This is a genomic window from Brevundimonas fontaquae (assembly GCF_017086445.1).
Classification (GTDB): domain Bacteria; phylum Pseudomonadota; class Alphaproteobacteria; order Caulobacterales; family Caulobacteraceae; genus Brevundimonas; species Brevundimonas fontaquae.
On record NZ_CP070968.1, the window covers coordinates 1,212,982 to 1,236,453 of the forward strand.

The 23,472-nt window shown below is 63.9% G+C and carries 28 protein-coding genes; 14 read left to right on the plus strand and 14 right to left on the minus strand.

The features are described 5' to 3' along the window. The first annotated feature begins 33 nt into the window (after positions 1 to 33). Genes JX001_RS05870 through JX001_RS05885 form a run of 4 tightly spaced genes read left to right on the plus strand, consistent with a single transcriptional unit; the run spans position 34 to position 1,785 of the window. Entirely contained in the window at positions 34 to 261 is a 228-nt protein-coding gene (locus JX001_RS05870; protein WP_112863594.1) for a FitA-like ribbon-helix-helix domain-containing protein, read from the plus strand. Further along, on the plus strand, positions 258 to 674 hold the full coding sequence (locus tag JX001_RS05875; protein WP_205682708.1) for a type II toxin-antitoxin system VapC family toxin: 417 nt from the start codon (positions 258 to 260) through the stop codon (positions 672 to 674). The genes JX001_RS05870 and JX001_RS05875 overlap by 4 nt, the downstream gene beginning before the upstream one ends. A 1-nt stretch (position 675) precedes the next feature. After that, positions 676 to 1,530 (plus strand): S-formylglutathione hydrolase, encoded by an 855-nt coding sequence (fghA, locus tag JX001_RS05880; protein ID WP_205682709.1) that lies wholly within the window; start codon positions 676 to 678, stop codon positions 1,528 to 1,530. A 27-nt stretch (positions 1,531 to 1,557) separates the two neighbouring features. Continuing rightward, positions 1,558 to 1,785 carry a hypothetical protein gene (locus JX001_RS05885; RefSeq protein WP_205682710.1) on the plus strand — a complete coding sequence of 76 codons (228 nt, stop codon included), beginning with the start codon at positions 1,558 to 1,560 and terminating at the stop codon, positions 1,783 to 1,785. Positions 1,786 to 1,795: 10 nt separating this feature from the next. Here JX001_RS05885 and JX001_RS05890 read toward each other — a convergent pair whose 3' ends face one another. Then, positions 1,796 to 2,086 carry a hypothetical protein gene (locus tag JX001_RS05890; RefSeq protein WP_205682711.1) on the minus strand — a complete coding sequence of 97 codons (291 nt, stop codon included), beginning with the start codon at positions 2,084 to 2,086 and terminating at the stop codon, positions 1,796 to 1,798. Between the two features lie 149 nt (positions 2,087 to 2,235). Here JX001_RS05890 and JX001_RS05895 point away from each other — a divergent pair, with 149 nt between their 5' ends. Together JX001_RS05895 and JX001_RS05900 are read left to right on the plus strand one after the other, a co-directional pair. Beyond that, positions 2,236 to 2,847: a superoxide dismutase gene (locus JX001_RS05895; RefSeq protein WP_112863597.1), complete on the plus strand. Its 612-nt coding sequence runs from the start codon at positions 2,236 to 2,238 to the stop codon at positions 2,845 to 2,847. A 94-nt stretch (positions 2,848 to 2,941) separates the two neighbouring features. After that, entirely contained in the window at positions 2,942 to 3,880 is a 939-nt protein-coding gene (locus tag JX001_RS05900; protein ID WP_205682713.1) for an MBL fold metallo-hydrolase, read from the plus strand. Here JX001_RS05900 and JX001_RS05905 read toward each other — a convergent pair. After that, complete coding sequence (locus JX001_RS05905; RefSeq protein ID WP_205682714.1) at positions 3,877 to 4,098, minus strand: hypothetical protein; 222 nt, start codon at positions 4,096 to 4,098, stop codon at positions 3,877 to 3,879. The two genes, JX001_RS05900 and JX001_RS05905, sit on opposite strands and share 4 nt — an antisense overlap. A 250-nt stretch (positions 4,099 to 4,348) precedes the next feature. Between JX001_RS05905 and rpsD the strand changes: the two genes are divergently transcribed. Both rpsD and JX001_RS05915 read left to right on the plus strand, forming a co-directional pair. Continuing rightward, positions 4,349 to 4,966 carry a 30S ribosomal protein S4 gene (rpsD, locus tag JX001_RS05910; protein ID WP_055806141.1) on the plus strand — a complete coding sequence of 206 codons (618 nt, stop codon included), beginning with the start codon at positions 4,349 to 4,351 and terminating at the stop codon, positions 4,964 to 4,966. A gap of 174 nt (positions 4,967 to 5,140) precedes the next feature. Beyond that, complete coding sequence (locus JX001_RS05915; protein ID WP_017504691.1) at positions 5,141 to 5,521, plus strand: hypothetical protein; 381 nt, start codon at positions 5,141 to 5,143, stop codon at positions 5,519 to 5,521. Between the two features lie 51 nt (positions 5,522 to 5,572). Here the strand turns inward: JX001_RS05915 and JX001_RS05920 are convergent, their stop codons facing one another. Beyond that, positions 5,573 to 6,676, minus strand: coding sequence for an NADH:flavin oxidoreductase/NADH oxidase (locus JX001_RS05920; RefSeq protein WP_205682715.1), 1,104 nt, complete (start codon positions 6,674 to 6,676; stop codon positions 5,573 to 5,575). Between the two features lie 283 nt (positions 6,677 to 6,959). On the opposite strand from JX001_RS05920, the gene JX001_RS05925 reads away from it, so the two are divergent. Continuing rightward, complete coding sequence (locus JX001_RS05925) at positions 6,960 to 7,355, plus strand: hypothetical protein (protein WP_241004776.1); 396 nt, start codon at positions 6,960 to 6,962, stop codon at positions 7,353 to 7,355. Here the strand turns inward: JX001_RS05925 and JX001_RS05930 are convergent. The 8 genes from JX001_RS05930 to map all read right to left on the minus strand — a co-directional run bounded on the left by JX001_RS05930 (position 7,339) and on the right by map (position 12,311). Further along, complete coding sequence (locus JX001_RS05930) at positions 7,339 to 7,779, minus strand: acyl-CoA thioesterase (protein ID WP_205682716.1); 441 nt, start codon at positions 7,777 to 7,779, stop codon at positions 7,339 to 7,341. The genes JX001_RS05925 and JX001_RS05930 overlap by 17 nt on opposite strands. Then, entirely contained in the window at positions 7,779 to 8,132 is a 354-nt protein-coding gene (grxD, locus tag JX001_RS05935; protein ID WP_017504696.1) for a Grx4 family monothiol glutaredoxin, read from the minus strand. The genes JX001_RS05930 and grxD overlap by 1 nt, the downstream gene beginning before the upstream one ends. Positions 8,133 to 8,223: 91 nt before the next feature. Then, on the minus strand, positions 8,224 to 9,126 hold the full coding sequence (locus JX001_RS05940; protein ID WP_205682717.1) for an aldo/keto reductase: 903 nt from the start codon (positions 9,124 to 9,126) through the stop codon (positions 8,224 to 8,226). Positions 9,127 to 9,129: 3 nt separating this feature from the next. After that, positions 9,130 to 9,372, minus strand: coding sequence for a BolA/IbaG family iron-sulfur metabolism protein (locus JX001_RS05945; protein ID WP_205682718.1), 243 nt, complete (start codon positions 9,370 to 9,372; stop codon positions 9,130 to 9,132). A gap of 56 nt (positions 9,373 to 9,428) precedes the next feature. Then, the gene (locus JX001_RS05950) at positions 9,429 to 9,953 is read right to left on the minus strand and encodes a GNAT family N-acetyltransferase (protein ID WP_241004777.1); all 525 of its coding nucleotides are present in this window, start codon (positions 9,951 to 9,953) and stop codon (positions 9,429 to 9,431) included. Further along, on the minus strand, positions 9,950 to 10,687 hold the full coding sequence (radC, locus tag JX001_RS05955; RefSeq protein ID WP_205682719.1) for a RadC family protein: 738 nt from the start codon (positions 10,685 to 10,687) through the stop codon (positions 9,950 to 9,952). Before radC ends, JX001_RS05950 begins: the two co-directional genes overlap by 4 nt. A 67-nt stretch (positions 10,688 to 10,754) precedes the next feature. Further along, positions 10,755 to 11,471 carry a hypothetical protein gene (locus JX001_RS05960; RefSeq protein ID WP_205682720.1) on the minus strand — a complete coding sequence of 239 codons (717 nt, stop codon included), beginning with the start codon at positions 11,469 to 11,471 and terminating at the stop codon, positions 10,755 to 10,757. Positions 11,472 to 11,492: 21 nt separating this feature from the next. Further along, on the minus strand, positions 11,493 to 12,311 hold the full coding sequence (map, locus tag JX001_RS05965; protein ID WP_017504701.1) for a type I methionyl aminopeptidase: 819 nt from the start codon (positions 12,309 to 12,311) through the stop codon (positions 11,493 to 11,495). Between the two features lie 97 nt (positions 12,312 to 12,408). Here map and JX001_RS05970 point away from each other — a divergent pair, with 97 nt between their 5' ends. Both JX001_RS05970 and JX001_RS05975 read left to right on the plus strand, forming a co-directional pair. Next, a complete protein-coding gene (locus tag JX001_RS05970) occupies positions 12,409 to 13,176 on the plus strand; it encodes a competence/damage-inducible protein A (protein ID WP_205682721.1) in 768 nt (255 codons plus the stop codon). A gap of 162 nt (positions 13,177 to 13,338) precedes the next feature. Next, on the plus strand, positions 13,339 to 14,706 hold the full coding sequence (locus JX001_RS05975; RefSeq protein WP_205682722.1) for an OmpP1/FadL family transporter: 1,368 nt from the start codon (positions 13,339 to 13,341) through the stop codon (positions 14,704 to 14,706). Between the two features lie 224 nt (positions 14,707 to 14,930). Here the strand turns inward: JX001_RS05975 and JX001_RS05980 are convergent, their stop codons facing one another. Both JX001_RS05980 and JX001_RS05985 read right to left on the minus strand, forming a co-directional pair. Then, a complete protein-coding gene (locus JX001_RS05980) occupies positions 14,931 to 16,427 on the minus strand; it encodes a DEAD/DEAH box helicase (RefSeq protein WP_434082630.1) in 1,497 nt (498 codons plus the stop codon). A 276-nt stretch (positions 16,428 to 16,703) separates the two neighbouring features. Beyond that, a complete protein-coding gene (locus JX001_RS05985; protein WP_205682723.1) occupies positions 16,704 to 17,267 on the minus strand; it encodes a hypothetical protein in 564 nt (187 codons plus the stop codon). A gap of 164 nt (positions 17,268 to 17,431) precedes the next feature. On the opposite strand from JX001_RS05985, the gene JX001_RS05990 reads away from it, so the two are divergent. The 3 genes from JX001_RS05990 to JX001_RS06000 all read left to right on the plus strand — a co-directional run bounded on the left by JX001_RS05990 (position 17,432) and on the right by JX001_RS06000 (position 20,975). Further along, positions 17,432 to 18,184 (plus strand): hypothetical protein, encoded by a 753-nt coding sequence (locus tag JX001_RS05990; protein WP_205682724.1) that lies wholly within the window; start codon positions 17,432 to 17,434, stop codon positions 18,182 to 18,184. 125 nt (positions 18,185 to 18,309) lie between these two features. Continuing rightward, positions 18,310 to 19,251 carry a DNA-methyltransferase gene (locus JX001_RS05995; RefSeq protein WP_205682725.1) on the plus strand — a complete coding sequence of 314 codons (942 nt, stop codon included), beginning with the start codon at positions 18,310 to 18,312 and terminating at the stop codon, positions 19,249 to 19,251. Positions 19,252 to 19,271: 20 nt separating this feature from the next. Continuing rightward, a complete protein-coding gene (locus JX001_RS06000; protein WP_205682726.1) occupies positions 19,272 to 20,975 on the plus strand; it encodes a DGQHR domain-containing protein in 1,704 nt (567 codons plus the stop codon). Positions 20,976 to 20,986: 11 nt separating this feature from the next. Here JX001_RS06000 and uvrB read toward each other — a convergent pair whose 3' ends face one another. Further along, entirely contained in the window at positions 20,987 to 23,212 is a 2,226-nt protein-coding gene (gene uvrB / locus JX001_RS06005; protein WP_241004820.1) for an excinuclease ABC subunit UvrB, read from the minus strand. Between the last annotated feature and the right edge of the window lie 260 nt (positions 23,213 to 23,472).

The window sequence follows — 23,472 nt, forward strand, 5'->3', positions numbered from 1 at the left end:
TGTGGTCGTGCTAGCGCTGTGCTATCATGACGCATGGCTCAGGTTCTTGTCCGCGATCTGGATGATGGCGTCGTCGCCCGCCTCAAGGTGATGGCGAAGGCTCAGAACATCTCCCTCGAGCAGAAGTTCAGGGACATGGCCGTGCGTGAGGCGATGGATGTCGAGGCCCGCTTTGAAGCCGCGTCTCGACGATCCCGCGAGCAGACGCGAGGCTCGTCTCTCGATTCCACGGCCCTGATCCGCGAAGATCGCGATCGGTGAGTGCGGTTTTCGACGCCAGCGTCGTCGTCAAATGGTTCATCGACGATCCACTGGCTGACGACGCGATCGAGGCCCGTCGAATCCACGGGTCTCCCGTTGCGCCGGACCTGATGCTGATCGAAGCGGCCAATGTCTTTCGCCGCTACGTGGTTCGTGGCGAACTGGAGGCTTCGTCCGCGACGGAAAACCTGTCCGTCATCCCGCAAGTCGTCGATTTGGCCGATCATCGAGAGCTGATCTCTGAAGCCTTCGATCTTGCTTGTGATCTCAATCATTCGATGACCGACTGCCTGTATGCCGTGATGGCGCGGCGGCGAGGTCTGCCTCTCGTCACCGCGGATGCCAAGCTTGCTCGGAAGCTGCACGCGGTCAGGGACATGGACGTTCGTCTCCTAAGCTCGCAGGAAATCTAGCATGACCTTGCAGACCACCAAGACCCACGCCGTCCACGGCGGAACCCTGCGCTATCTGAAGCATGACAGCACAGCGACCGGCACGCCGATGACCCTGTCGGTCTTCACGCCGGCGGGCGAGGGGCCTTTCCCGGTGCTGATCTGGCTGTCGGGCCTGACCTGCACCGAGGATAATTTCACCACCAAGGCGGGGGCCTACCAGGCCGCCGCCGAACACGGCGTCATCATCGTGGCGCCCGACACCTCTCCACGCGGAGACGGCGTCGCCGACGATCCCGCCTATGACCTGGGCCAAGGCGCGGGCTTCTATCTGGATGCGACGCAGGCGCCCTGGGCTCCGCATTTCCGCATGGAGACCTATGTCACCGGGGAACTGATCGCCCTGATCGACGCCGAGTTTGCGACCACGGGCGTCCGGTCGATCAGCGGCCATTCGATGGGCGGCCACGGCGCCCTGACCCTGGCGTTGAACCACCCCGACCTGTTCCGTTCGGTCTCCGCCTTCGCGCCGATCTGCTCGCCGACCCGTTGCGCCTGGGGTGAAAAGGCCTTCACCGCCTATCTGGGCGACGACCGCGCCGCCTGGGACCGCCACGACGCCGCCAAACGGATCGCGGCCGGCGCCGCCAAGGATCCTGACGGAGGGGGCGTCTTCGATGACATCCTGATCGACCAGGGCGACGCCGACAGCTTCCTGACCGACCAGCTGAAGCCGGAACTTCTCAAAGCCGCCGCCGACGCCGCCGGCCAGAAGATCACCCTGCGGATGCAGCCCGGCTACGACCACTCCTACTTCTTCATGGCCAGCTTCATCGCCGACCACATCGCCTTCCACGCCGAACGTTTGAAGACCTGAGCCGCCAGCGGTGCTAAAGGGCCGCCCATGAGCGCTCCCGATCCCTACGAACCCATGTTTTCCGCCCTGTGCCGCGAGGTGGGCTATTGCCTGCACGCCAAGGGGCAGAAGCGGGTGATCGAAGCCCTGCCTAAGGGGCTGGACGCCGCCGTGCGCGCCGTCTTCGCGGCCGAGGGCGTGGACGAGCCCAATGCGCCGGGCGATGTGAAGCGCGCCGTTCGCGATTGCCTGAAGGCGAACTTGCCAGCCGTCTAACTTGGTTTGGTCAGGGCGTCGGAACAATCTCGGTCGTGGTTCCCGAGGGCGTCGTGACGATGCGGATGGTGACGGGCGCCTTGCCAGTCTCCTCGACGGTCGTCGTCGTCGAAGACCAAACGGTATGACTGACGCGGCAGGTCTTACCGCCATAATTGTCCGCGCCGATTGCGGGGTCTTGGGTGCGGGTCGGCGTTTGACTCGCCATATCCGCCGCCGCCTTGTCCAGCGCCTTGAAACCAGCGCAACCGCTTCCTGAAACGGCCAGCGCCAGTAGGGCGATAAAACCGATACGCGACATGACAGCCTCCGATTGACGGGTAGACAATCGCGCGCGTTATGGGCCAATGCAAATGGCCAAGCTGAACAAAAACGCGATGAAATCGCTTGGGTCAGACGCCATAGCCCCTAAATGGGGTTCAGGAATAAACCCGTCTTCAGGAGACTGACATGGCCTTCACCCTGCCCCCGCTGCCCTACGCCTATGACGCGCTGGAGCCGGCCATCGACAAGGAGACGATGACCTTCCACCACGACAAGCACCACCAGACCTATGTCGACAACCTGAACAAGGCCGTCGACGCCGACGAAAACCTGAAGGGCAAGTCGCTGGAGGAAATCTTCACCAGCATCTCCACCGCTCCCAAGGCCGTGCGCAACAACGGCGGCGGTCACTGGAACCACAGCCTGTTCTGGGAACTGCTGGCCCCGGCCGATCAGGCGGGTGAGCCCTCGGCCGAGCTGAAGGCCGCCATCGACGCCGATCTGGGCGGCATGGACAAGTTCAAGGAAGACTTCAACGCCGCCGGCGCCGCGCAGTTCGGTTCGGGCTGGGCCTGGCTGATCGTGCAGAACGGCAAGCTGAAGATCACCTCGACCCCGAACCAGGACAACCCGCTGATGGATGTCGTGGAAGAGCGCGGCGAGGTGATTCTGGGCGCCGACGTGTGGGAGCACGCCTACTATCTGAAATACCAGAACCGCCGCGCCGACTATCTGAAGTCGTTCTGGACGGTGGTGAACTGGAACAAGGTCAACGAACTCTACGCCGCCGCCAAATAGGGCCGGTCCAGCCCAGAGACCGAGAGATGACGACGCCCGCCGGAACCTCCGGCGGGCGTTTTCGATTGCGTCATCGCAAACGGAGATCGAAGCGATGCGGACGATGATGACGGGGGCTGCTTTCGCGGCTCTGATGCTGGCGGCCTGTAACCCCAACGCGAACCCGCAGAAGCCCGGCGATCCCGCGCCGCCCAACCCCACCCAGACCGTCGCCGCGCCGGCCGAGAAGCCGGTCTATCGCTTCAAGATCGGCGCGCTCGACGCCATCGCCCTGTTCGACGGCGAAAACCCGGTCAAGAACGACAACCAGACCTTCGGCGTCGGTCTGACGCCGCAGGCGGTCGCCGCGCCCCTGACCGCCGCCGGACAGCCGGCCGATCCGATCATGCTGGAAATCCATCCGCTTCTGCTCAGGAACGGCGCCCGCACGATGCTGTTCGACACAGGCCTGGGCGAGGGCAAGGGCCAGTTGATGGACAGCCTGCAAAAGGCGGGCGTCGACCCGGCCTCGATCACCGACGTGCTAATCTCGCACGGCCACCCGGACCATGTCGGCGGCCTGATCCGAAATGGCGGCCTAGCCTTCCCCAATGCGGCGGTCCGGATGTCGCAGGCGGAATGGGCGTCCATCCGCGCCAATCCCGAGCTGGCCGATCTGGTGCGGATCATCACGCCCAAGGTCCAGGCTTTCGAGCCGGGCGGCGAGGTCGCGCCGGGCGTCCAGTCCCAGGACACGGCCGGCCATACGCCGGGGCACGTCGCCTATCTGATCGCCAACGGCCAGAACCAGCTGCTCTACACCGGCGACCTGATGCATCACTGGATTCTGTCGGTCGAACATCCAGACTGGAAGGTCGGCTATGACGACGATCAGGCGGCAGGCCTGAAGGCGCGGCTGGACGAGGTGACGGCGCTGCGCAACTCCGGCGCCCACATCTACGCCTATCACTTCCCGTTCCCGGGCCTGGGCAAGGTCGCGACCCGCGAAGGCCGCGCCATGTTCATTTCGGAAGCGCAGTCTGCGAAGGACTAGATGCGAAAATCCACGCCGTGCCGGGTGCGCGCGTTCATGCGCTCGGCATGGTGCTGGCGGACCATGCGGCGCCGGCGCAGCATCTCGTGGATGCCGTCGGCGAGATCGAGGAGTTGGTGGTCGCTCAAAGGCTCGACCAGATCGACCAGCTGCTTCTTGAGTGTTTCCATGGCCTTGTCGGACAGGCCGGTCTGAAAGCTGTTGGGTTCGGGCTGCATTCCACTCCTCCTTGTCCTCATGCGTGGTTTGGTTGCATCGAAGGAAGGGTGGGGCGACGGGATCGTTCCATGCCATCGTGCTTAACGGCCCGCCGTGCTTGACTCCGCCGCCCTCGCTGGCCATAAGCGCCGCCTTCTACGGGTCCGCTTCGGCGGGGCCGGGATGAATGACGGAAGATGCGTGGACCGCCGTTGAGATCGCATTCCCAATCCAGGGAATGCCGGGCCGTATCGTCGAAAAGAGAATAGAATGTCCAAGCGCCACAGCGCCAAGTACAAGATCGACCGGGCCATGGGTGAGAACCTGTGGGGCCGCGCCAAGTCGCCGGTCAACAAGCGTTCTTACGGTCCCGGCCAGCACGGCCAGCGTCGCAAGTCCAAGGTTTCGGACTTCGGTCTGCAACTGAAGGCCAAGCAGAAGCTGAAGGGCTACTACGGCAACATCACCGAGAAGCAGTTCGCCAAGACCTATGACGAGGCTGCGCGTCGCAAGGGCAACACCTCGGAAAACCTGATCGGTCTGCTGGAATCGCGCCTGGACGCCGTCGTCTACCGCGCCAAGTTCGTCCCGACCGTCTGGGCCGCCCGCCAGTTCGTCAGCCACGGCCACGTCCTGGTCAACGGCAAGAAGGTCGACATCGCCTCCTACCGCGTGAAGCCGGAAGACGTCGTCACCGTGAAGGAAAAGTCGCGCAACATGGCTCTGGTGCTCGAAGCCCAGCAGTCGTCGGAACGCGACGTGCCTGATTACCTGGAACTGTCGGACCGCTCGTTCTCGGTTCGCTACGTCCGCGTGCCGGAACTGTCGGACGTGCCGTACGCCGTGAAGATGGAACCGAACCTGGTCGTCGAATACTACGCTTCGTAAGCGGAGTTTTCTTCTGAGCGGCTATCGGCCTTCGGCCTACTTGAGCCGCTTCTGGATTTGAGTTTGGAGGGCCTCGGATTCGTCCGGGGCCTTTCGTTTTTTATCCTGTTCCCTCCAGGGGCGAACAGGCGCATTCTCGGCCGGTTCAGGCTTTGAGGCAGGGGAGGTCGTCAGTTGCGCGACTCCATCATGAAACGCTTGGCTTTGATCGCCGCCGCATCGGCGGGCTTGGCCGCCTGCGCCAGCCGCGGCGAGCCCACCGTCTCGACTGCGGGAATGCCCGGCGCGCTGGAGCCGATCCATGCCGCCGCCTTCACCAAGGACCAGGCCGTCTTCTGGGTCAGTTCGAACGGCTGCACGGCCAAGGAAGACCTGATCCCGATCGTCAGCCTGCAGGGCGGCAGCGCCGTCATCACCCTGCGACGCATCGACGAGGACAAGTGCAAGCAGGACCTGGTCCAGGGCGTCGAGCTGAAGTGGTCGTTCGAGGAACTGGGCCTGACGCCCGGCTCGCCCGTCAGCGTCAACAACCCCTATCAGCTGCCCCGCTCCTGAAAACGGCGGCCGCCTGTCCGCTGACGGACGCCGCCTGATTGATCGGTAGGGTCAGCGGGCCTTGCCGTATCCCGGCCAGTGCTTCTTTCCGGCCCGCTCGTATTGCGGCGGCAGGCCTTCATCCTCACCCAGGGCGACGGCCGCATGGTGCGCCCAGTGCGGATCGTCCAGCGCCGCGCGTGCGATGGCGATGAAGTCGGCCTGACCGGACGCTACGATGTCCTCGGCCTGCTGCGGATCGAAGATCATGCCGACGGCCATCACATTGGCCTGCGGCGTCGCCGCCTTCACGGCCTGGGCGAACCGCAACTGATAACCCGGCTCGTCGCCCGGAATCTTCGCCTGGGAGACGTTCCCGCCCGACGTCAGGTGGAGATAATCATAGCCCATGTCGTGCAGCGCCTGACCAAAGGCCGTCACCTCGTCCAGGGCGATTCCGCCCTCCACCCAGTCCGAGCCGTTGAAGCGCACGCCCAGCGCCTTGGTCCGGGGCCAGGCGTCGCGCAGAGCCTGGGCGACCCGCAGCGGGAAGCGCGCCCGGTTCTCATATGATCCGCCGAACTCGTCGGTGCGGTGGTTGGACACCGGCGACAGGAACTGGGTCAGCAAATAGCCGTGGGCGGCGTGCAGTTCGACCAGATCGAACCCGGCCCGGTCCGCCCGCCGCGCCGCGTCCTCGAAGGCGGCGACGACGCGATCTATGTCGGCCGGGGTCATGGCGGTCGGCGTGTGCCAGTCATCCTTGAACGGTTCGGCCGAGGCGCTGAAGGTTTCCCACGCGCCGTCTTCAGCCTTCAGGGCGCCGCCGCCCTTCCACGGGGCGCTGGTCGATGCCTTGCGTCCGGCGTGGGCCAGTTGGATGCCGATCGGGGTGTCGCTGTAGGTGCGGATGTCGCGGATGATTCGGGCGAAGGCCTCTTCCTGCGCGTCGTTCCACAGGCCGGTGTCGTCGGGCGTGATTCGTCCCGCCGCCTCGACTCCCGTGGCCTCGACGATGACCAGTCCCGCGCCGGAGATCGCCAGTCGTCCCAGATGCTGCACGTGCCAGGGCTGGGGCACGCCGTCGATGGCCGAATACTGGCACATCGGCGCGATGGCGACGCGGTTCTTCAGCGTCAGTGGGCCGACGGCGCGGGGCGAGAACAGCTGGCTCATGAAGGATGATCCGTGGGGCAGGAGAGGGGGGGACTGTAGCTATGGCGGTTGCGGTCACGTTCAACCCCGATCCTTTCCGATTGTTCACCCAGCTTTCCGATTATTCACGTGTGCACGCCCGGCCCACGCGGCACAAAAGGGTCAAGCTTCAACTGGGGAACACACCAATGCTTCGTCTCGCTCTCGCCATCGCCATCGCCGCCCCGCTGCTGTCGGGCTGCATCATCGTCTCGACCGAAAAGCCGACGACGCGCGTCATCACCGCGCCGGCCTCGGGCCAGTGATGCGCAGCCTGGTGAAGGGCCCGATGATCAAGGGTCTGGCGGTCGTGGCCCTGGTCGCGCCGCTGCTGTCGGCCTGCGTCATCTATGACAGCGACGCGGGCGAGAACGTCTCGGTGAACCTGCGCCGCGACGACGCCCCGCCGGCCGAGGCCATCCGCGAAGCCCGGTTCGCCGACGGCGCCCTGGTCGCGCGCGTCGACTCCACCGGCTGCACCCAGGCGTCGGATTTCGAGGTGTCGGTATCGGACGGCTCGCCGGCCGAGATCACCCTTCGTCGCACCAAACAGGACCTGTGCAAGGCCCTGGTCCCGGACGGCGTCGAGCTGCGCTGGACCTATGCCGACCTGGGCCTGGAGCCCGGCACGCCGGCCCGCATCCTCAATCCGCTGAAGTAGGCGTCTCGAACACGGTCAGCATGTCTGGCGGAATGCGCTGCGGCCTCAGGGTCGCAGCGTCCACCAGCACCCATTCGGTGACGCCCTGGGCGCAGACGCGACCCTGGGCGTCCTCGATGCGGACATAGCGGGTGAAGCGCGGCCCCTGCGGATCGCCGACCCAGGTGCGGGCGACCACGCCCTCTGCGCCCGGCTCGATGCCGCGCAGATAGTCGATCTCATGCCGGGTGGCGACCCACGACCATTTCGCCCGCGTCGCCTCGTCGAAGCGCGCATTCCAGTGGGCCGTGCCCGCATCCTGCAGCCAGCCGACATAGACGACGTTGTTGACGTGGCCGTTGGCGTCGATGTGCTCGGGCCGCACGTCCAGCGGCACGACGAAGACCTCGCGGTCCTCGCGCGGCGTGAGGGTCTTCCTGGCCATCAGGCCTCGCCGAGCGGCACGCCCTTCTCGACCATAAGGGCCTGAAGTTCGCCGGCCTGGAACATCTCGCGGATAATGTCCGATCCGCCCACGAACTCGCCCTTCACATAGAGCTGCGGAATGGTGGGCCAGTCAGTAAAGCTCTTGATGCCTTCGCGCAGGGCTTCGTCCTGCAGCACGTCCACGCCCACGAAGCCGGCGCCGACATGATCCAGGATCTGCACCGCCAGGGACGAGAAGCCGCAGCGCGGCTGGTCCGGCGTGCCCTTCATGAACAGGACCACGTCGTTCTGGGCGACGGTTTCGCCGATGAAGGCGTGGACGGGATCGGCGGCTTGGGCGGTGTCGGTCACGGATACGGGCCTTTCGTGAAGCCCGTCAGCTAGGGAGCCGAACGGGCGCGGTCAAGGCGTCCGCGACGTTCTGCACAGCCGCTGAGGACGGTCAGGCCGCCTGATTGGCCACGACGCGCGCCATCTCGATCTGCGCGGCCAGGCCCGGCGGCATGTCCCGCTCAGGCGCGGCGGCCAATGTCGCCAGCCGATCCGTGTCGGTCGGATCGACGATCACGCTGGACACCGTCGGGTCGGTCAGGACGTAGGACAGGCAGATCGCCTCTGCGGTCCAGTTGTGCGTGCGATACAGGAAGCCGAACGCATCCTTCTGCGGCGAATCCTGCGGCCGCTTCTGGCCCCCGAAGCCGAACAGGCCCTTCTTCACGATCGGCGCGACCCGCGGCCCCGAGCGACGATCCTTGTAGAAATCATAGGCGAAGACCGCCATGTCCTGTTCGCGCGCCGAACGGATGCGGTTTCGGATTTTCCAGTCGGCATTGATGTCGAACGGCGTCAGCAGGGCGTCGAAGGCCCCGGTGGAAACATAAGCGTCCATCACCTCGCCGCCGCCGGCGATGCCCAGCAGCTTGATCCGCCCCGTGGCGCGCATGGCCTTCAGCGCGCTGAGAGATGACTGCGCCAGTTCGGTCTCACCGGGCTCGTGCAGCACCGCCATGTCGACCCAGCCCAGGCCGGAGAAATGCAGCACCCGATCGATGGCGGCGGTCATGCCCTGGGCCGAGAAGTCCCGTTCAGCGCTGCGCCCGTCACCGGCGCCCAGCGTCAGGCTGACATAGACCAGCTTGCGATCCACATGGGACAGCGCCTCGCCCAGCACCTCGGCCGCCACCGGGTCGGCCGTTTCCAGCCGATAGCTGTTGATCCCCGCCTCCAGCGCCGAATAGAGCAGGTCCAGCCCGGCCTCGCGCCCGCGCTTCAACGCCTCGGCGCCGAAACTGAGCGTCAGGTTGGAGATGGCGGCGCCGGAGACGCCGAACGGGCGATAGCGCATGACCTACCCCTCTTGAACCGGAGCCGAGGTCTCCAGCGCTAGGGCGTGCAGTTCGCCGCCCATCTGACCCTTCAGCGCGGCATAGACCATCTGGTGCTGACGCACGCGCGGCAGGCCGGCGAAGGCGCTCGACACGATCCGGGCGCGATAGTGGTCGCCGTCGCCCGCCAGATCCTCGATCTCGATCTCGGCGTCGGCGAAGGCGTCGACCAGATGCTGGCGCAGCGTTTCGACGGACATGGGCATGGCGGGCGCTCGTACTTCGTTCAACGCCAGTTTGCCCGGTAATCCTTAATGCCGACCTACGGCGCGCGGCGGGGGCGTTCGAACAACTGGACCGGATGATCCTTGTAAGTCGTCGTCGCATAGGGGCGATAACCGACCCGCGCCGCCAGCTTCAGCGAGGCCAGGTTCTCGGGCGAGATCATGCAGACGGTTCGCCCCTCCAGCCTCCGGTCGGTCCACGTCAGGGCCGCCGTCAGGGCCTCGGCCGCATAGCCCTGCCCCTGAAACTCCGGTGCCACGCCCCAGCCCAGCTCCGGCGCATCGAACGGTGGCTCCAGCTCGCGGCGATAGTCGAACACCCCGACGCTGCCCAGATAGGCGCCGTCGGCCCTCAACCGGATCGTCCAGTTGCCATGGCCCATCGCCGCCCAATGGCCAAGATCGCGCAGCAGCCGGAACCACACCTCCTCGCGCCCCAGCGCCCGGCCCATGATGTGGCGCGTGAAATCCTCATCGGACCACAGCGTCAGTAGGTCGTCGAAATCGTCGGTCGAGACGGGGCTCATCACCAGCCGCTCGGTCGTCAGAATCCTGTCGGTCACATCAGGCCCAGTTGCTTGAAGCTGGCCACCCCGTCGCGGCCGACGACCAGATGGTCGTGAACCTCGACGTTAAGGGTGAGGCCGGCCTGCACAACCTGTTTCGTGATCTCGATGTCGGCGCGGCTGGGGGTGGGATCGCCCGACGGATGATTGTGCACCAGGATCAGGGCGCTGGCCGACAGCTCCAGCGCGCGCCGCACGACCTCGCGCGGATAGACCGGCGCATGATCGACCGTGCCGCGGTTCTGCACCTCGTCCAGGATCAGCTGGTTCTTCTTGTCCAGATACAGCACTCGGAACTGCTCGCGCGGCTCGTGCTGCAAGGCGACGCGCACATAGGCCAGGAGCGCCGTCCAGGACGAGATCACCGGCCGCTTGGCCGTCGGCTCGCGCGCGATCCGCCGCGTCACGTCGAAGATCAGCTGAAGGTCCAGCGCCACGGCCCGCGTCGCCTTGCCGGCGGCGTATCCCATCGACCGAGCCACCTGATCCTCGATCGCCTCATGGCTGGCCGCCCCGATTCTCTCGAGCCCCCCGAAGCGCGCCAGCAGATCCTTGGCCAGCGGTTTGGTGTCCTTGTAGGGCACGCTGCGAAACAACAGCAGCTCCAGCAACTCATAGTCGGGCAGGGCGCCCAGGCCCCCCTTCGCCGCCCGCTCACGCAGCCGGTCGCGGTGACCATTATGCCGAGGCTTGGGCTTGTCGCAGACTTCGGGCGCCTTGTCGTCGAGCATGATCCCTCCCGCTCAACACAACCTGTGCGGAATTGGATGGATGATCAAGGGTGTCGCCATGTCCGACTTAGAACGCCGGGGGTGGCGATACGGCGCTTAGGCTGGTCCGCCGTGACAGACCATATCGGTATGTAACGTCCCAACCATCAGGGGCAGCCTGAGATGGTGCTAGCCTGAAGGACAGACATTTCGTTTCGCCCACGCAAGGCGTCGCCGACACAATCCGAGCGGGCGAAAGAAAATCTGTCGATGGGTCCGATGCGCGATCTCTCTCCCGCAGGGCTTGCACAGCGTCTCGGTAGGCGCGCAGCATGTCTGCAGCGACGTCGGATGATGGCGCTGCAAATCCAAGGGGCGCGCCTGTCTCTCGGCGACAGCCGCCGCCCGCATCAGCGGTGCGATAGAGGACTTGGCGATACCCGCTGAATACGTTGACCAACGGCTTGCCTTGAACCGATTGATCCGTCCCGATGAAGCTGTTCGATGCTGTTTCGCATACGTTTTTCGCGCGCGCTTGCGGTATTTCGACAAGCTCGATCACGACGTTGCCTAACGGCGCGGACGACGACACAGACCCCGTCTCGATCTCATCCGCGCGTTCAGGCGTGAGCCAAAGCGCCAGATTCCTAATGGAATAAGATCGAAGCTGAGCGGCGGTCCTCTCCTCCGACGGGATCGGAATCTGGCTGTAGCCGATATTCAGTTGAACCAGGGTTCCCGCCAGGTCGAGCTTTGGCGCGCAACCGGCGAGGAGAAGAAACAGCGGGATCGCAGCCTGTTTCATGCAAACCCCAGCCGCCGCTCGTCAGTTCGGTCGGAACAGACCCGCAGGCGACGCCGTGAAGATTTCCAGCCCGTCTTCGGTCACCCCGATGGTGTGCTCGCACTGGGCGGACAGGGACTTGTCGCGCGTCACGGCGGTCCACCCGTCGGACAGCACCTTCACGTGCGGCTTGCCCAGGTTCACCATCGGCTCGACGGTGAAGAACATGCCGGGTTTCAGCACCGCGCCCTCGCCGCGACGGCCGTAGTGCAGGACGTTTGGGCTATCGTGGAAGACGCGGCCGATGCCGTGGCCGCAGAAGTCGCGCACCACGCTCATGCGCTGGGCCTCGACGAACTTCTGGATCGCATAGCCGATGTCGCCGAACGTGTTGCCCGGCTTGACCTGCTCCAGGCCCAGATCCAGCGACTGATAGGTCACATCGATCAGCTTCTTGGCCCGCGCATTGATCTCGCCCACCGCATACATGCGGCTGGAATCGCCGTGCCAGCCGTCCACGATCACGGTGTGGTCGATGTTGACGATGTCGCCGTCCTTCAGCACCCGGTCGCCGGGAATGCCGTGGCAAACGACGTGGTTGATCGAGGTGCAGACGGTCTTCTCGTAGCCCTTGTAGCCCAGGCAGGCGGGCAGGCCGCCGTTGTCCAGGGTGAACTCCCGCACCAGATCGTCGATCGTGCTGGTCAGGACGCCCGGCTTCACATGCGCCGCGATCATGTCCAGCGCCTCGGCGACCAGACGGCCGGCCTTGCGCATGCCCTCGAAGTCTTCCGCCTCATGGATGCGGATGGCGCTGGAGCGGACCAGGACGTCGGTTTCGAGTTCGGGCGTTTCGTACATGGGGCGATCGGTCTGCAAAAGGCGGGATACGGCGCAATCCGTTCGCCGCAGATGGGCGTTATAGCATGAAACCTCAAGCCTGCCCCCGGATTCCCGCATGACCGACGCTGACACCGACCGCTCTGGCCCGACCGCCGCCGTCCTGGTCATCGGCGACGAAATCCTGTCGGGCCGGACCCAGGACACCAACACCAACACCATCGCCCGGTTTCTGGCGGCGTTGGGTATCGATCTGATGGAGGCGCGGGTCGTCAGCGACGATCACGGCCGGATCGTCGAGGCGTTGGACGCCCTCAGGTCTCGCTGGGACTATGTCTTCACCACCGGCGGCATCGGTCCGACGCATGACGACATCACCGCCGACGCCGTGGCGGCCGCCTTCGGCGTGGACCTGCCCGAACATCCCGAGGCGCTGGCCATCCTGTCGCGCCGCTATGGCGACGATTTCAACGCCGCGCGCCGTCGCATGGCGCGCATCCCCGAAGGCGGCGTTCTGATCGCCAATCCGGTCACCGATGCGCCCGGCTTCCAGATCGGCAATGTCTTCGTCATGGCCGGCGTGCCCAAGATCATGCAGGCCATGCTGGAGGATGTGGCCCCGCGTCTTCGTACCGGCGCGATCGTTCATGCTCAGACCCTCAAGGTCACCGGCGTCGGCGAGGGGGCGGTGGCCGATGTGCTGCGGGCGGCGGCCAATCAGCGCCGCGACCTGTCCTTCGGCAGCTACCCCTTCGGCCATGGCGGCACCGGCGAGATGGGAACCCAGCTGGTCATTCGTGGCCGTAACGCCAAGCAGGTCGATGCGGCGGCGCATGATTTGATCGCCGAACTGCGTGGTCTGGGCATCGATGTTGCCGCTGCGTAACCTCGCAAAGCCGTGATCGTGTGCGGCTCAGGCGCCACGGTTTCGCCTGTTTCCGGTCCGATGGGGGCCTTGCCCGCAACGCTTTCGCGCCGCGAACGCTGAGAGGGTTCCTCCCCTGATCGACCGCGCGTAATGCGGCCGACGCTTACTTAGGTGTATGAAATGACCTCCAGGAACTTCGCCCGCGTGGGCGGGATCGCCCTGACGACCGCCCTGCTGGCCGGCGTCGCCGCCCCGGCCATGGCCGGCTCCTTCTATGTCCAGGAACAATCGACCCGCGGCCAGGGTCGCGCCAACGCCGGCGTCGGCGCCGACAAGGGCGTCCAGTCGCTGTGGTGGAACCCCGCCGCCATCGCCGGAACCCAGCGCGAAGTCTACGTCGGCGCCCACGGCCTGATCCTGGACTCCGATGTCGACAATCGCGGCTCGACGCTCAGCTACAATTTGCCTGCCCCGACGCCGCCGTTCCCGGCCGGCACGATCCTCAGCGGCTCTACCGTTGTGGCTGGCGACCCGCACGTTCACGACGTGGTCGAAAGCGGCATCGTGCCGAACTTCGCCGTTTCCATGCCGATCGGCGACCGCTTCAATGTCGGCCTGGCGGTCCAGGCGCCCTACAACTTCACCACCAAATACGAAGAGCCTGACTTCGCCCGCTACGACGCCCTGACGTCGGAACTGCGTTCGGCCAACGTCAGCCTGGTCGCCGCCATGACGGTCACTGACTGGCTGGACATCGGTGCCGGCTTCGACGCCCAGTACGCCAAGGCGACCCTGTCTTCGGCGCTGCCGAACCTGCCGACCGTTGCTGGCGTTGCTCCGCTGGTGCTGATCCCCTCGGCCACCGACGGCCGCAACCAGCTGGAAGGCGACGGCTGGGATTACGGATGGAACGCCGGCGCCCAGATGCACTTCGGCAAGCTGGACCTGGGTCTGTCGTATCGCTCCAAGATTGAGCACGAACTGGAAGGCTCGGTGAACATCTCCGGCCTGACTGGCGCATTGGCTGCGGCGAACGTTTCGGCCGACGGCCAGGCCAGCTTCAACACGCCTTGGTACGCCACCGTCTCGGCTCGCTACGCCGTCAACGATCGCCTGACGCTGAACGCCCAGGTCAACCAGATTGGCTGGAGCGAGTTCGACGCCATCCGCGTGACCTATGGCGCCAACGGTCGTTCGACCATCGTTCAGGACTATGACGACGTCACCACCGGCGCGATCGGCTTCGACTACAAGATCGATCCGTCGATGACCTTCCGCGCCGGCCTGGGCTACGACCCGACCCCGACCTCGGACGATCACCGCACCGCCCGTATTCCGGATGGCGACCGCTGGCTCTACGCCGCCGGTCTGTCCAAGACGATCGGTTCGATGACCTTCGACGGCGCCGTGACCTACATCGACATCGACACCGCGACGATCAACGACACGCGCGACGTCTATGGCAACGGCCTGGTCGTCTCGAACCTGCGCGGCGAAGCGCAAGGCTCGGGCGTCGGCTTCTCGCTGGGCGCGACCTGGAACTTCTGAGTTCCGCTCAGCACCGGCTGACATGAGAACGGCGGCTCCTTCGCAGGAGCCGCCGTTTTTTTATTCCTCCACCGCGCAGCGGGGGAGGGGGACCGCGCGAAGCGGGGTGGAGGGGCGGAAACGGGCGCGACGTCCGACATGTCACGCCGTGCGACGGTCGCCCCCTCCACCGCTTCGCGGTTACCCTCCCCCGTTTCGCTGCGCTTCACGGGGGAGGATCTAGATCAGCCCTTGGCGGCGCCGCCGTAGCCCTTGCCGCCGTTCGACGGGCGGCGACGGGGGCGGCGCTTCATTTCGCCCTCGGCCGGTTTGACGTTGTCGTTGATCGAGGGCACACGCTCGCCGGCCAGGGGGTTGTAGGCGCGCTCGGGACGCGGGGCCGCCGGGGTTTCGCCCGGGCGGTTGCGACGCTGGCGGTGCGGCTGGCCGCCGCCTTCCGGACGCACGCCCTCGCGGTGCGGCGCGCGACGGCCGCGACCGCCCCGTCCCTGGCCGCCCTCGTTGCGCTCGCCGCCCTCGCGTTCCGGCATCGTCGCCTTCTTGCCGACGCCGGTGGCCATGATGGTGGCGTCCAGCTGGCCCAGGGCCTTGTCGTTACGACGGTCGATGGCCGGGATCTTCTGGCGCGTGACCTTCTCGATGTCGCGCAGCAGCTTCATCTCGTCGCCGGCGACGAAGCTGACGGCGGTGCCGTCCTTGCCCGCCCGCGCGGTGCGGCCGATGCGGTGGACGTAGCTTTCCGGCACGTGCGGCAGTTCGAAGTTCACGACGTGCGAGACGCCGTCCACGTCGATGCCGCGCGCGGCGATGTCGGTGGCGACCAGGACGCGCAGCTTGCCGGCCTTGAAGGCGGCCAGGGTGCGTTCACGCTGGGGCTGGCTCTTGTTGCCGTGGATGGCCCCGGCCTCGACGCCGCCGGCTTCCAGATAGGCCGCGACCTTGTCGGCGCCGTGTTTGGTCTTGGTGAAGACCAGGCAGCGCGTGTACTCGGGATCCGAGAACATCTCGGTCAGCAGGGCGCGTTTGCGGCCCTGTTCGATATAGACGACCGACTGGCTGATACGCTGCACCGTGGTCGACTGTGGCGTGACCTGGACCTTGACCGGGTCCTTCAGCAGTTCGCCCGCCAGCTTGCCGATCTCGGACGGCATGGTCGCCGAGAAGAATAGGTTCTGGCGCTTGGCCGGGATCTTGGAGACGATCTGGCGGATCGGCTTGATGAAGCCCAGGTCCAGCATCTGGTCGGCCTCGTCCAGGACGAAGATCTCGGTCGAGGACAGGTCCAGGTTCTTCTGCTGGATGTGGTCCAGCAGGCGGCCGGGCGCGGCGATCAGGATGTCCAGACCCTGTTGCAGGGCCCGCTCCTGACCGCCGTATTTCACGCCGCCGAAGATCACCGCGACCCGGAAGCCCAGGTGCGCGCCATAGGCCTTGAAGCTGTCGCCGATCTGGGTCGCCAGTTCACGCGTGGGGCTCAGGACCAGCACGCGCGTCGTGCGCGGCTTGGGGGCGATGCGGTTTTCGGCCAAACGATGCAGGATCGGCAGGGCGAAGGCGGCCGTCTTGCCCGTGCCGGTCTGGGCGATGCCCAGCAGGTCCTTGCCGGCCATGACGTCGGGAATGGCCTTTTCCTGGATCGGGGTCGGCTTGGTGTAGCCGGTCGAGGCCAGGGCCTGCAGCAGGGCCTTGTTCAGGCCCATGGATTCGAATGTGGTGCTCACAGCAGTCTATCTTTCGCGTAGCGGCAGGGCGCTATCAGCCATGGCATGACGCCGTCGGGCCGCGCACCGCCAGTCCCGACGGGGCCTCGGGGAGGAGGCCTGCGGGGTGGATCGGGCGCCGCCCCGCGTGTCCGGGCAGCGAATGGATATGAGGGGCCGGCGGCTTCTACAGACAGGTCCGAGGGGGACCCACACGCGCTGGAGACGCCGGAGATCGCGAGTGTGCGACGCCGCGCAAATGGGCGCTTATCGCCGATAAGTCAACTGCGGGGCCCCTCAGGGCGCGTATCGCGTCGCCGCCTCGGGCAGGCCGTCGGGCAGGCCGATGGCCGCGCGCCAGTCCTCGGGATGCAGCCGCGCCATCTCCAGATCCAGCCACGCCAGCGGCTTCAGCGCCCCGTCCTCGTCCCAGAACCGCTCGGCCCACGGCTGGCCCGTCTCGATCGCCCGCGCCCGGTCCCGCGCCGTCGCCTCGGGCCCCAGATGCGTCGCCCGCCAGTGATACAGCCACGGAATATGCCAGTGCGGCGCCCGGCTCAGCCGCTCGTCCGTCATCGCCGCCGCCAGACATTCCGCCAGCGCCCGCGCGTCCTCCAGCTGGGCGTTGAAGGCGTCGCGCCGCGCCTGGATATGCCGGTCCCAGCCCTCGGCCGGCTCGATCGGCGCCAGCGTCGGCTCGGGCCGTTTCCAGCCTTCCGCCTCGCGCCGCTTCCACAGGGCGGGCACCCCGACGTCATAGCGTGCGGCGACCGACCGCGCGGTCTCGCCGTCCTCCCACGCCTTCCTGACCTCGGCCCAGACGGCGTCCGGCCGAATCTTGCGATGTATGCCCTGGCTCATGGGACAGGGGTGTCGCACGCCCCTGCGTCATCATCGGTCGCACCCGCGCCTCATGCACAGCGGGCGGGTGACCCCTGACATCTCGCGATGTGGAAAATCAAATCTCTAGCCTCGAAAATCGGCCTTCTTCCGGCCTGGGGTAGAGACCGCCCCATAATGTCCGCATGGAAAAACGCCGCTACAAGATCAAACCGCCCGAGGTCTGGACCCAGGTCCGAAAGGACTATCTGTCCGGCCTCGACGCCAAGACCGTCGCCGCCCGCCACGACGTGACCGAGGCCTCCATTCGCGCCCGCGCGACGAAGGAGGGCTGGTCCCGCCATCCGCGCAGCGAGGCCGCAACGCCTGCGCCCCAGCCCCTGTCGTCTCAGGACGCGGCCGACCTGTCGCCCGACGACCCGAACGACCCGGCAGCCCTGGCCCGCGCCGCCGCCCAGGCTTCGGGTCGCGCCCTGCACGCCCAGGACTTCGCCCAGGCCCGCGCCCTGGCGGCCCTGGCCGAGACCTATCGCAAACTGGCCGACCGCGACGGCCCCGGCCGCGCCGCCCGCCTGACGGTGAAAAACGCGCCCCTGCAACTGGTCTTCGACATCCTGACCAATGAGGCCGAGGCCGAGAACCGCTTCGCCATGAACACCAGCGACAAGAGCGACTGGGAACTGCGCGGCCAGTACTGGCAGGCGAAGCAGAAGCTGACCCGCGCCAACGATGAATGGAGCGAGGCCCAACTGGCCCGCCGCGTCCAGCTGGACCGCCGCATCGCCGCGTTAGAGGACCAGCTCCGCGCCGCCGGCCTCGACCCCGTCATCGAACGCGAACAGGACCGCCGCATCTCCCAGGGGATCGACCTCTACGTCGGCGAGCCGCGCGGGACCATCACGATGGAGGAGTGGGACAAGACGCTGGATGAGCTGTGAAAAGTTGCCAGGCCGACAACCCATCGCCGCGTCAAAAGCCAGGGAATGCCCTGCCCCTCGTTTCGCTAGGAAATTCCCTCAGGGTTGTGCAGAGTGGGGGCAACTTCATCCGAATCGGACCGATCATGCTTTCAGAGCCGACCAAATCTATCTTGGGGGAAGGGAAAATCCTCCAAGGCGACGTGGTGAAGGCGCTCAAGTCCGTAGAGGCCGAGTCGGTGGATCTTGTCGTTTCATCTCCGCCATACAATATCGGAAAAATATACGAACGAGACCAGCCTCGAAGCCTTGAAGAGTATAAGGTTTGGCAAGCGTCTGTAGTTGATGCCGTTTGCGGAAAAATTAAGCCATCTGGAAGTGTTTGCTGGCAGGTCGGAAGTTATGTCAAAGAGGGAGAAATTTACCCGCTCGACATAATGTTTTATGACTTGTTCAAGAAGAACGGGTTCAAGCTTAGAAATCGGATCATCTGGCGATTTAATTTTGGTTTGAACTCTGATCGACGATTTTCTGGGCGATATGAAACCGTTCTATGGTTCACAAAATCGGATGATTATAAGTTCAATCTCGATCCAGTTCGCATTCCTCAGTTGTATCCGGGAAAGCGGCATTCCAAAAGTAAGGGGGCTAAAGCGGGCCTGCCGAGCGGGAACCCACGGGGCAAGAATCCTTCGGATTATTGGGAATTTTCTGCGGAAAAGGACTTTCTTGAAAATCCTGTGTGGGAAATCCCGAACGTTAAAGCCAATCACCCCGAGAAGACCGACCACCCCTGCCAATTTCCTATTGAGCTTGCGGAGCGTTGCGTCTTAGCGCTCAGCGAACCAGGTGATTTGATCCTAGACCCATTCGTGGGGACGGGTGCAGCCGTATTGGCCGCGGTGAAACAAAGCAGGCGAGCCGTCGGCATTGATCGCGATCCAGTTTTTGTAAAGCTCGCTCGCGCACGCCTGAAGCAACTTGCCGCCGGGACCTTGCCAGTTCGACCGCTTGGTCGTCCTGTGAGTGCTCCGAGTACATCGCAGAAAGTCGCATTGGTTCCGGAAGAATGGCGGGAAGCCGGCTGAACTCGCCTGGGGAGGGGAGAATGAAAAAGACCATAAAAATAAAAAAGGTGAAAGCTCCGCCTTCCGCTCAAGATATCCTGAAGCGTGATCACTTCAGCAGGGTTCGTGCGCTCTTCCGTTTATCCGGTTTCAAAAGAATCGGTAGCATGATGGACAAGGAGTTCACCTTTGATGGGAGCACCTGCGACATAGATGATGTATTTTACCTAGAAAACGTGATCGTTTTTGTAGAATATACAGTTTCGAACGATGTATCGACACATCTTAAAAAGAAGTCCGTGCCGTTTCGAAAGATGGTAGAGAAGCCGACAGAGTTTCTCGTATATCTTAAGGAAAAGTTCCCTGCCTTCGTGGAGGCCGTGTCAGGTATATATGATCTCGACCAATGTCGAGTATTTATCCTTTATGCATCACGTCATCCAGTTGCAAATGAGACAAAAGCCGAAGTCCCAAGCGTAAAATACCTCGACTACAATGTGGTGAGATATCTAGAGAGCGTTTCTCGAGCAGTAAAACATACGGCTCGATATGAAATATTGGAATTTCTAGAACTCCCCGTTACAGAGTTCGGCTCGGCAGTGCTTGATCCAGCGTCAGCAGCAGCATCGGTTTATGATGGCTCTGTGCTGCCAGAGTCGCACTCCAACTATGGCGCTGGTTTTAAAGTCGTCTCATTCTACATCGATCCTGATGCGCTTTTAAAGCGAGCTTACGTCCTCAGGCGAGATGGATGGCGGGTAGGGGCGAGCTTGTATCAACGCATGATTTCGAGTGCCAAGATTGAGAAAGTTCGGCGTTACTTGCGGTCAAAAAAACGGGTGTTCATAAATAACGTGATCGCTACCCTTCCTGAATCAACGAAAATTGTTGATGAAAACGGCGCAACGACAGATACAGCCAAGATTACAAAGACTAAACGTGCCAGAATTCAGATACCCAACGAAATAGGGACTATAGGCATTATTGATGGGCAACATAGGTTATTCTCGTACCACGAAGGAGGGTCGGGGGAGGCCGAGATTGCTGTCCTCAGAAAGCGACAAAACCTACTTGTCACGGGAATCATATTCCCAAATGGCATGTCGGAAGAAGAAAAGATGCGCTTCCAAGCAAACTTGTTCTTGGAAATAAACTCTACTCAGACGGCTGTTAAGTCTGACCTTACGCAAGCAATCGAAATACTGTTACGGCCTTATTCGGCAGTTGCTATAGCAAAAAGAGTTATTAATCGTCTTAATGAAGGAGGCGGTGCTTTAGGAAATCAGTTTGAGAAGTATTTTTACGACCAAGATAAAATGAAAACGACTTCTATTGTTAGCTATGCGCTAGCTCATCTTGTTCGTATTGGAGGTCCAGACTCTCTTTTCAACGCGTGGACGTCTCCATCTAAGCAGGACTTAAAAGAAGGAAGCAATGACGCTCTTCTAGAAGATTATGTTTCCTATTGCTCAATGGAGGTGGCGAAATTTATGTCTTCGGTGAAATCCCAAGTCTCGCCTGAGCGTTGGACTACTGACCGTAAAACTCCAGGCTATTTCCTTACGACAACAACGATCAACGGGTGTTTGAGTCTTTTTAGACGAATTGTTCGTAATGGTAAGGTGGCGGATGTTGCGTCCTATAATAAATCCCTTAAAGGCCTGAACGAGTTTGTCTTTGCGGACTACAAATCCAGTCAATACAATAAGCTTGGAGAGGCGCTCTATAATAAGTATTTTGCTTAGTTTGGCAAAAATTACCGCCCCTTCCTAAACCGCTCCTGCGCCTCCGCCGCCGCCTCGGCGCGCCAGCGTTTCGGCGCGGACTTGTCGACGGCTTCGCCGGCGCCGGTCAGGGCTTCGTTGGCGAACTCCAGGTCCATCAGCTTCATGCGCTTGATCTCGTCGCGCAGGCGGCCGGCTTCCTCGAACTCCAGGTTGGAGGCGGCCTCGCGCATGCGGCCTTCCAGATCGCGCAGGGCGGCCTGGAAGTTGGAGCCGACGAAGGGTTTGGAGGCTTCGGCCACGCCCGGCCTGGTCAGGCGATCCATCTCGCGCGACTCATAGGGGCTGTCCATGATCTCCTTGATGTCGCGCTTGACCGTTTCGGGCGTGATGCCGTGTTCTGTGTTGTAGGCGACCTGGCGTTCGCGGCGGCGGTCCGTCTCGGCGATGGCGCGCTCCATGCTGCCGGTCATGCGGTCGGCGTACAGGATGACGCGGCCGTCCACATTGCGCGCGGCGCGGCCGATGGTCTGGATCAATGAGGTCTCCGAGCGCAGGAAGCCTTCCTTGTCCGCATCCAGGATGGCGACCAGGCCGCACTCGGGGATGTCCAGACCCTCGCGCAGCAGGTTGATGCCGATCAAACAGTCGAACGTGCCCAGCCGCAGGTCGCGCAGGATCTCGATCCGCTCCAGCGTATCGACGTCGGAGTGCATGTAGCGAACGCGGATGCCCTGCTCGTGCATATATTCGGTCAGGTCCTCGGCCATCTTCTTGGTCAGGGTGGTGACCAGGCTGCGATAGCCCTTGGCCGTCGTCGCCTTGACCTCGTCGATGACGTCGTCGACCTGGTTGCGGGTCTTGCCCGAGACGGGGCGGATCTCGACCGGCGGGTCGATCAGGCCGGTGGGGCGGATCACCTGCTCGACGAAGACGCCGCCCGCCTGTTCCATCTCCCACGGGCCGGGGGTGGCGCTGACGTGCACCGTCTGGGGGCGCATGGCCTCCCATTCCTCGAACTTCAGCGGGCGGTTGTCGATGCAGGAGGGCAGGCGGAAGCCGTATTCCGCCAGCGTCGACTTGCGGCGGTAGTCGCCCCGGAACATGCCGTTGATCTGGCCGATGGTGACGTGGCTCTCGTCCACGAACAGCAGGGCGTTGTCGGGGATGTATTCGAAGAAGGTCGGCGGCGGCTCGCCCGGCGCGCGGCCCGTCAGCCAGCGGCTGTAGTTCTCGATGCCGGCGCAGCTGCCGGTGGCCTCCATCATCTCCAGGTCGAAGCGGGTGCGTTGCTCCAGCCGCTGGGCCTCCAGCAGCTTGCCGTTCTCAACCATCCAGTCCAGCGTCTCCTTCAGCTCCGCCTTGATGCCGGCGGCGGCCTGGTTCAGCGTCGGGCGCGGCGTCACATAGTGGCTGGCCGCATAGACGGTGATCTCGTTCAGATCGGCCGTCTTCTTGCCCGTCAGCGGATCGAACTCCTGGATGGCCTCCAGCTCGTCCCCGAACAGGCTGATCCGCCACGCCCGATCCTCCAGGTGGACGGGGAAGATTTCGATCACATCGCCCCGCTTCCTGAACATCCCCCGGTCGAAGTTTAGGTCGTTGCGCTTGTACTGCAGCGCGATCAGATCCGCCCGCAGCTTCGCCTCGTCGATCTGGTCCCCCACCTTCAGCGTGAACGTCATCGCCGTATAGGTCTCGACCGACCCGATCCCGTAGATGCAGGACACCGACGCCACAACAATGACGTCTTCGCGTTCTAGTATAGCCCGCGTCGCAGAGTGCCGCATACGGTCAATCTGCTCATTGATGCTTGAGTCCTTTTCAATGTACGTATCCGTACGCGGAACATAAGCTTCCGGCTGGTAGTAATCGTAGTAGCTGACGAAGTATTCGACGGCGTTATCGGGGAAGAACGACTTGAATTCGGAATAGAGCTGGGCCGCCAACGTCTTGTTCGGCGCCAGAATCAGGGCGGGGCGCTGGGTTTCCTCGATCACCTTGGCCATCGTGAAGGTCTTTCCCGAGCCGGTGACGCCCAGCAGGACCTGGTCGCGGTCCCCGGCCTGGGCCTGGGCCACCAGTTCGGCGATGGCGGCGGGCTGGTCGCCGGCGGGCGTATATTTGGTCTCCAGCCGGAAGCGGCCGCCCTTCTTCTTGCCCTCGTGCGAGGGACGGTGCGGCACCCAGTCGGCGGGCGCGGCGACCGGCTCCTCCGGCGTCAGGCGCGGCCCGGCGACCGGGGCGAACATCGGCATTTTCCCGGTGTCGCGGATGAAGGCGGCCGACGCCTCCTGCACTCCCGGATTGGGCACGTGAACGGGCTTGGCCGGCTTGGCGGCGGCGGGCTTCGGCGTCGAAGAACGGTTCATGAACAGAACTTATGAAGCCGCATCCGTCGGCGCTAGAGGGCGGCGAATACGTGAAAGATGTTCTGGGCCGGACTGACGTGTTTGCACGCTGACTTGCGGCACCGTGTGCCGCGTCTATGAGAGTCGCGCTATGTTGACCGTAGCCA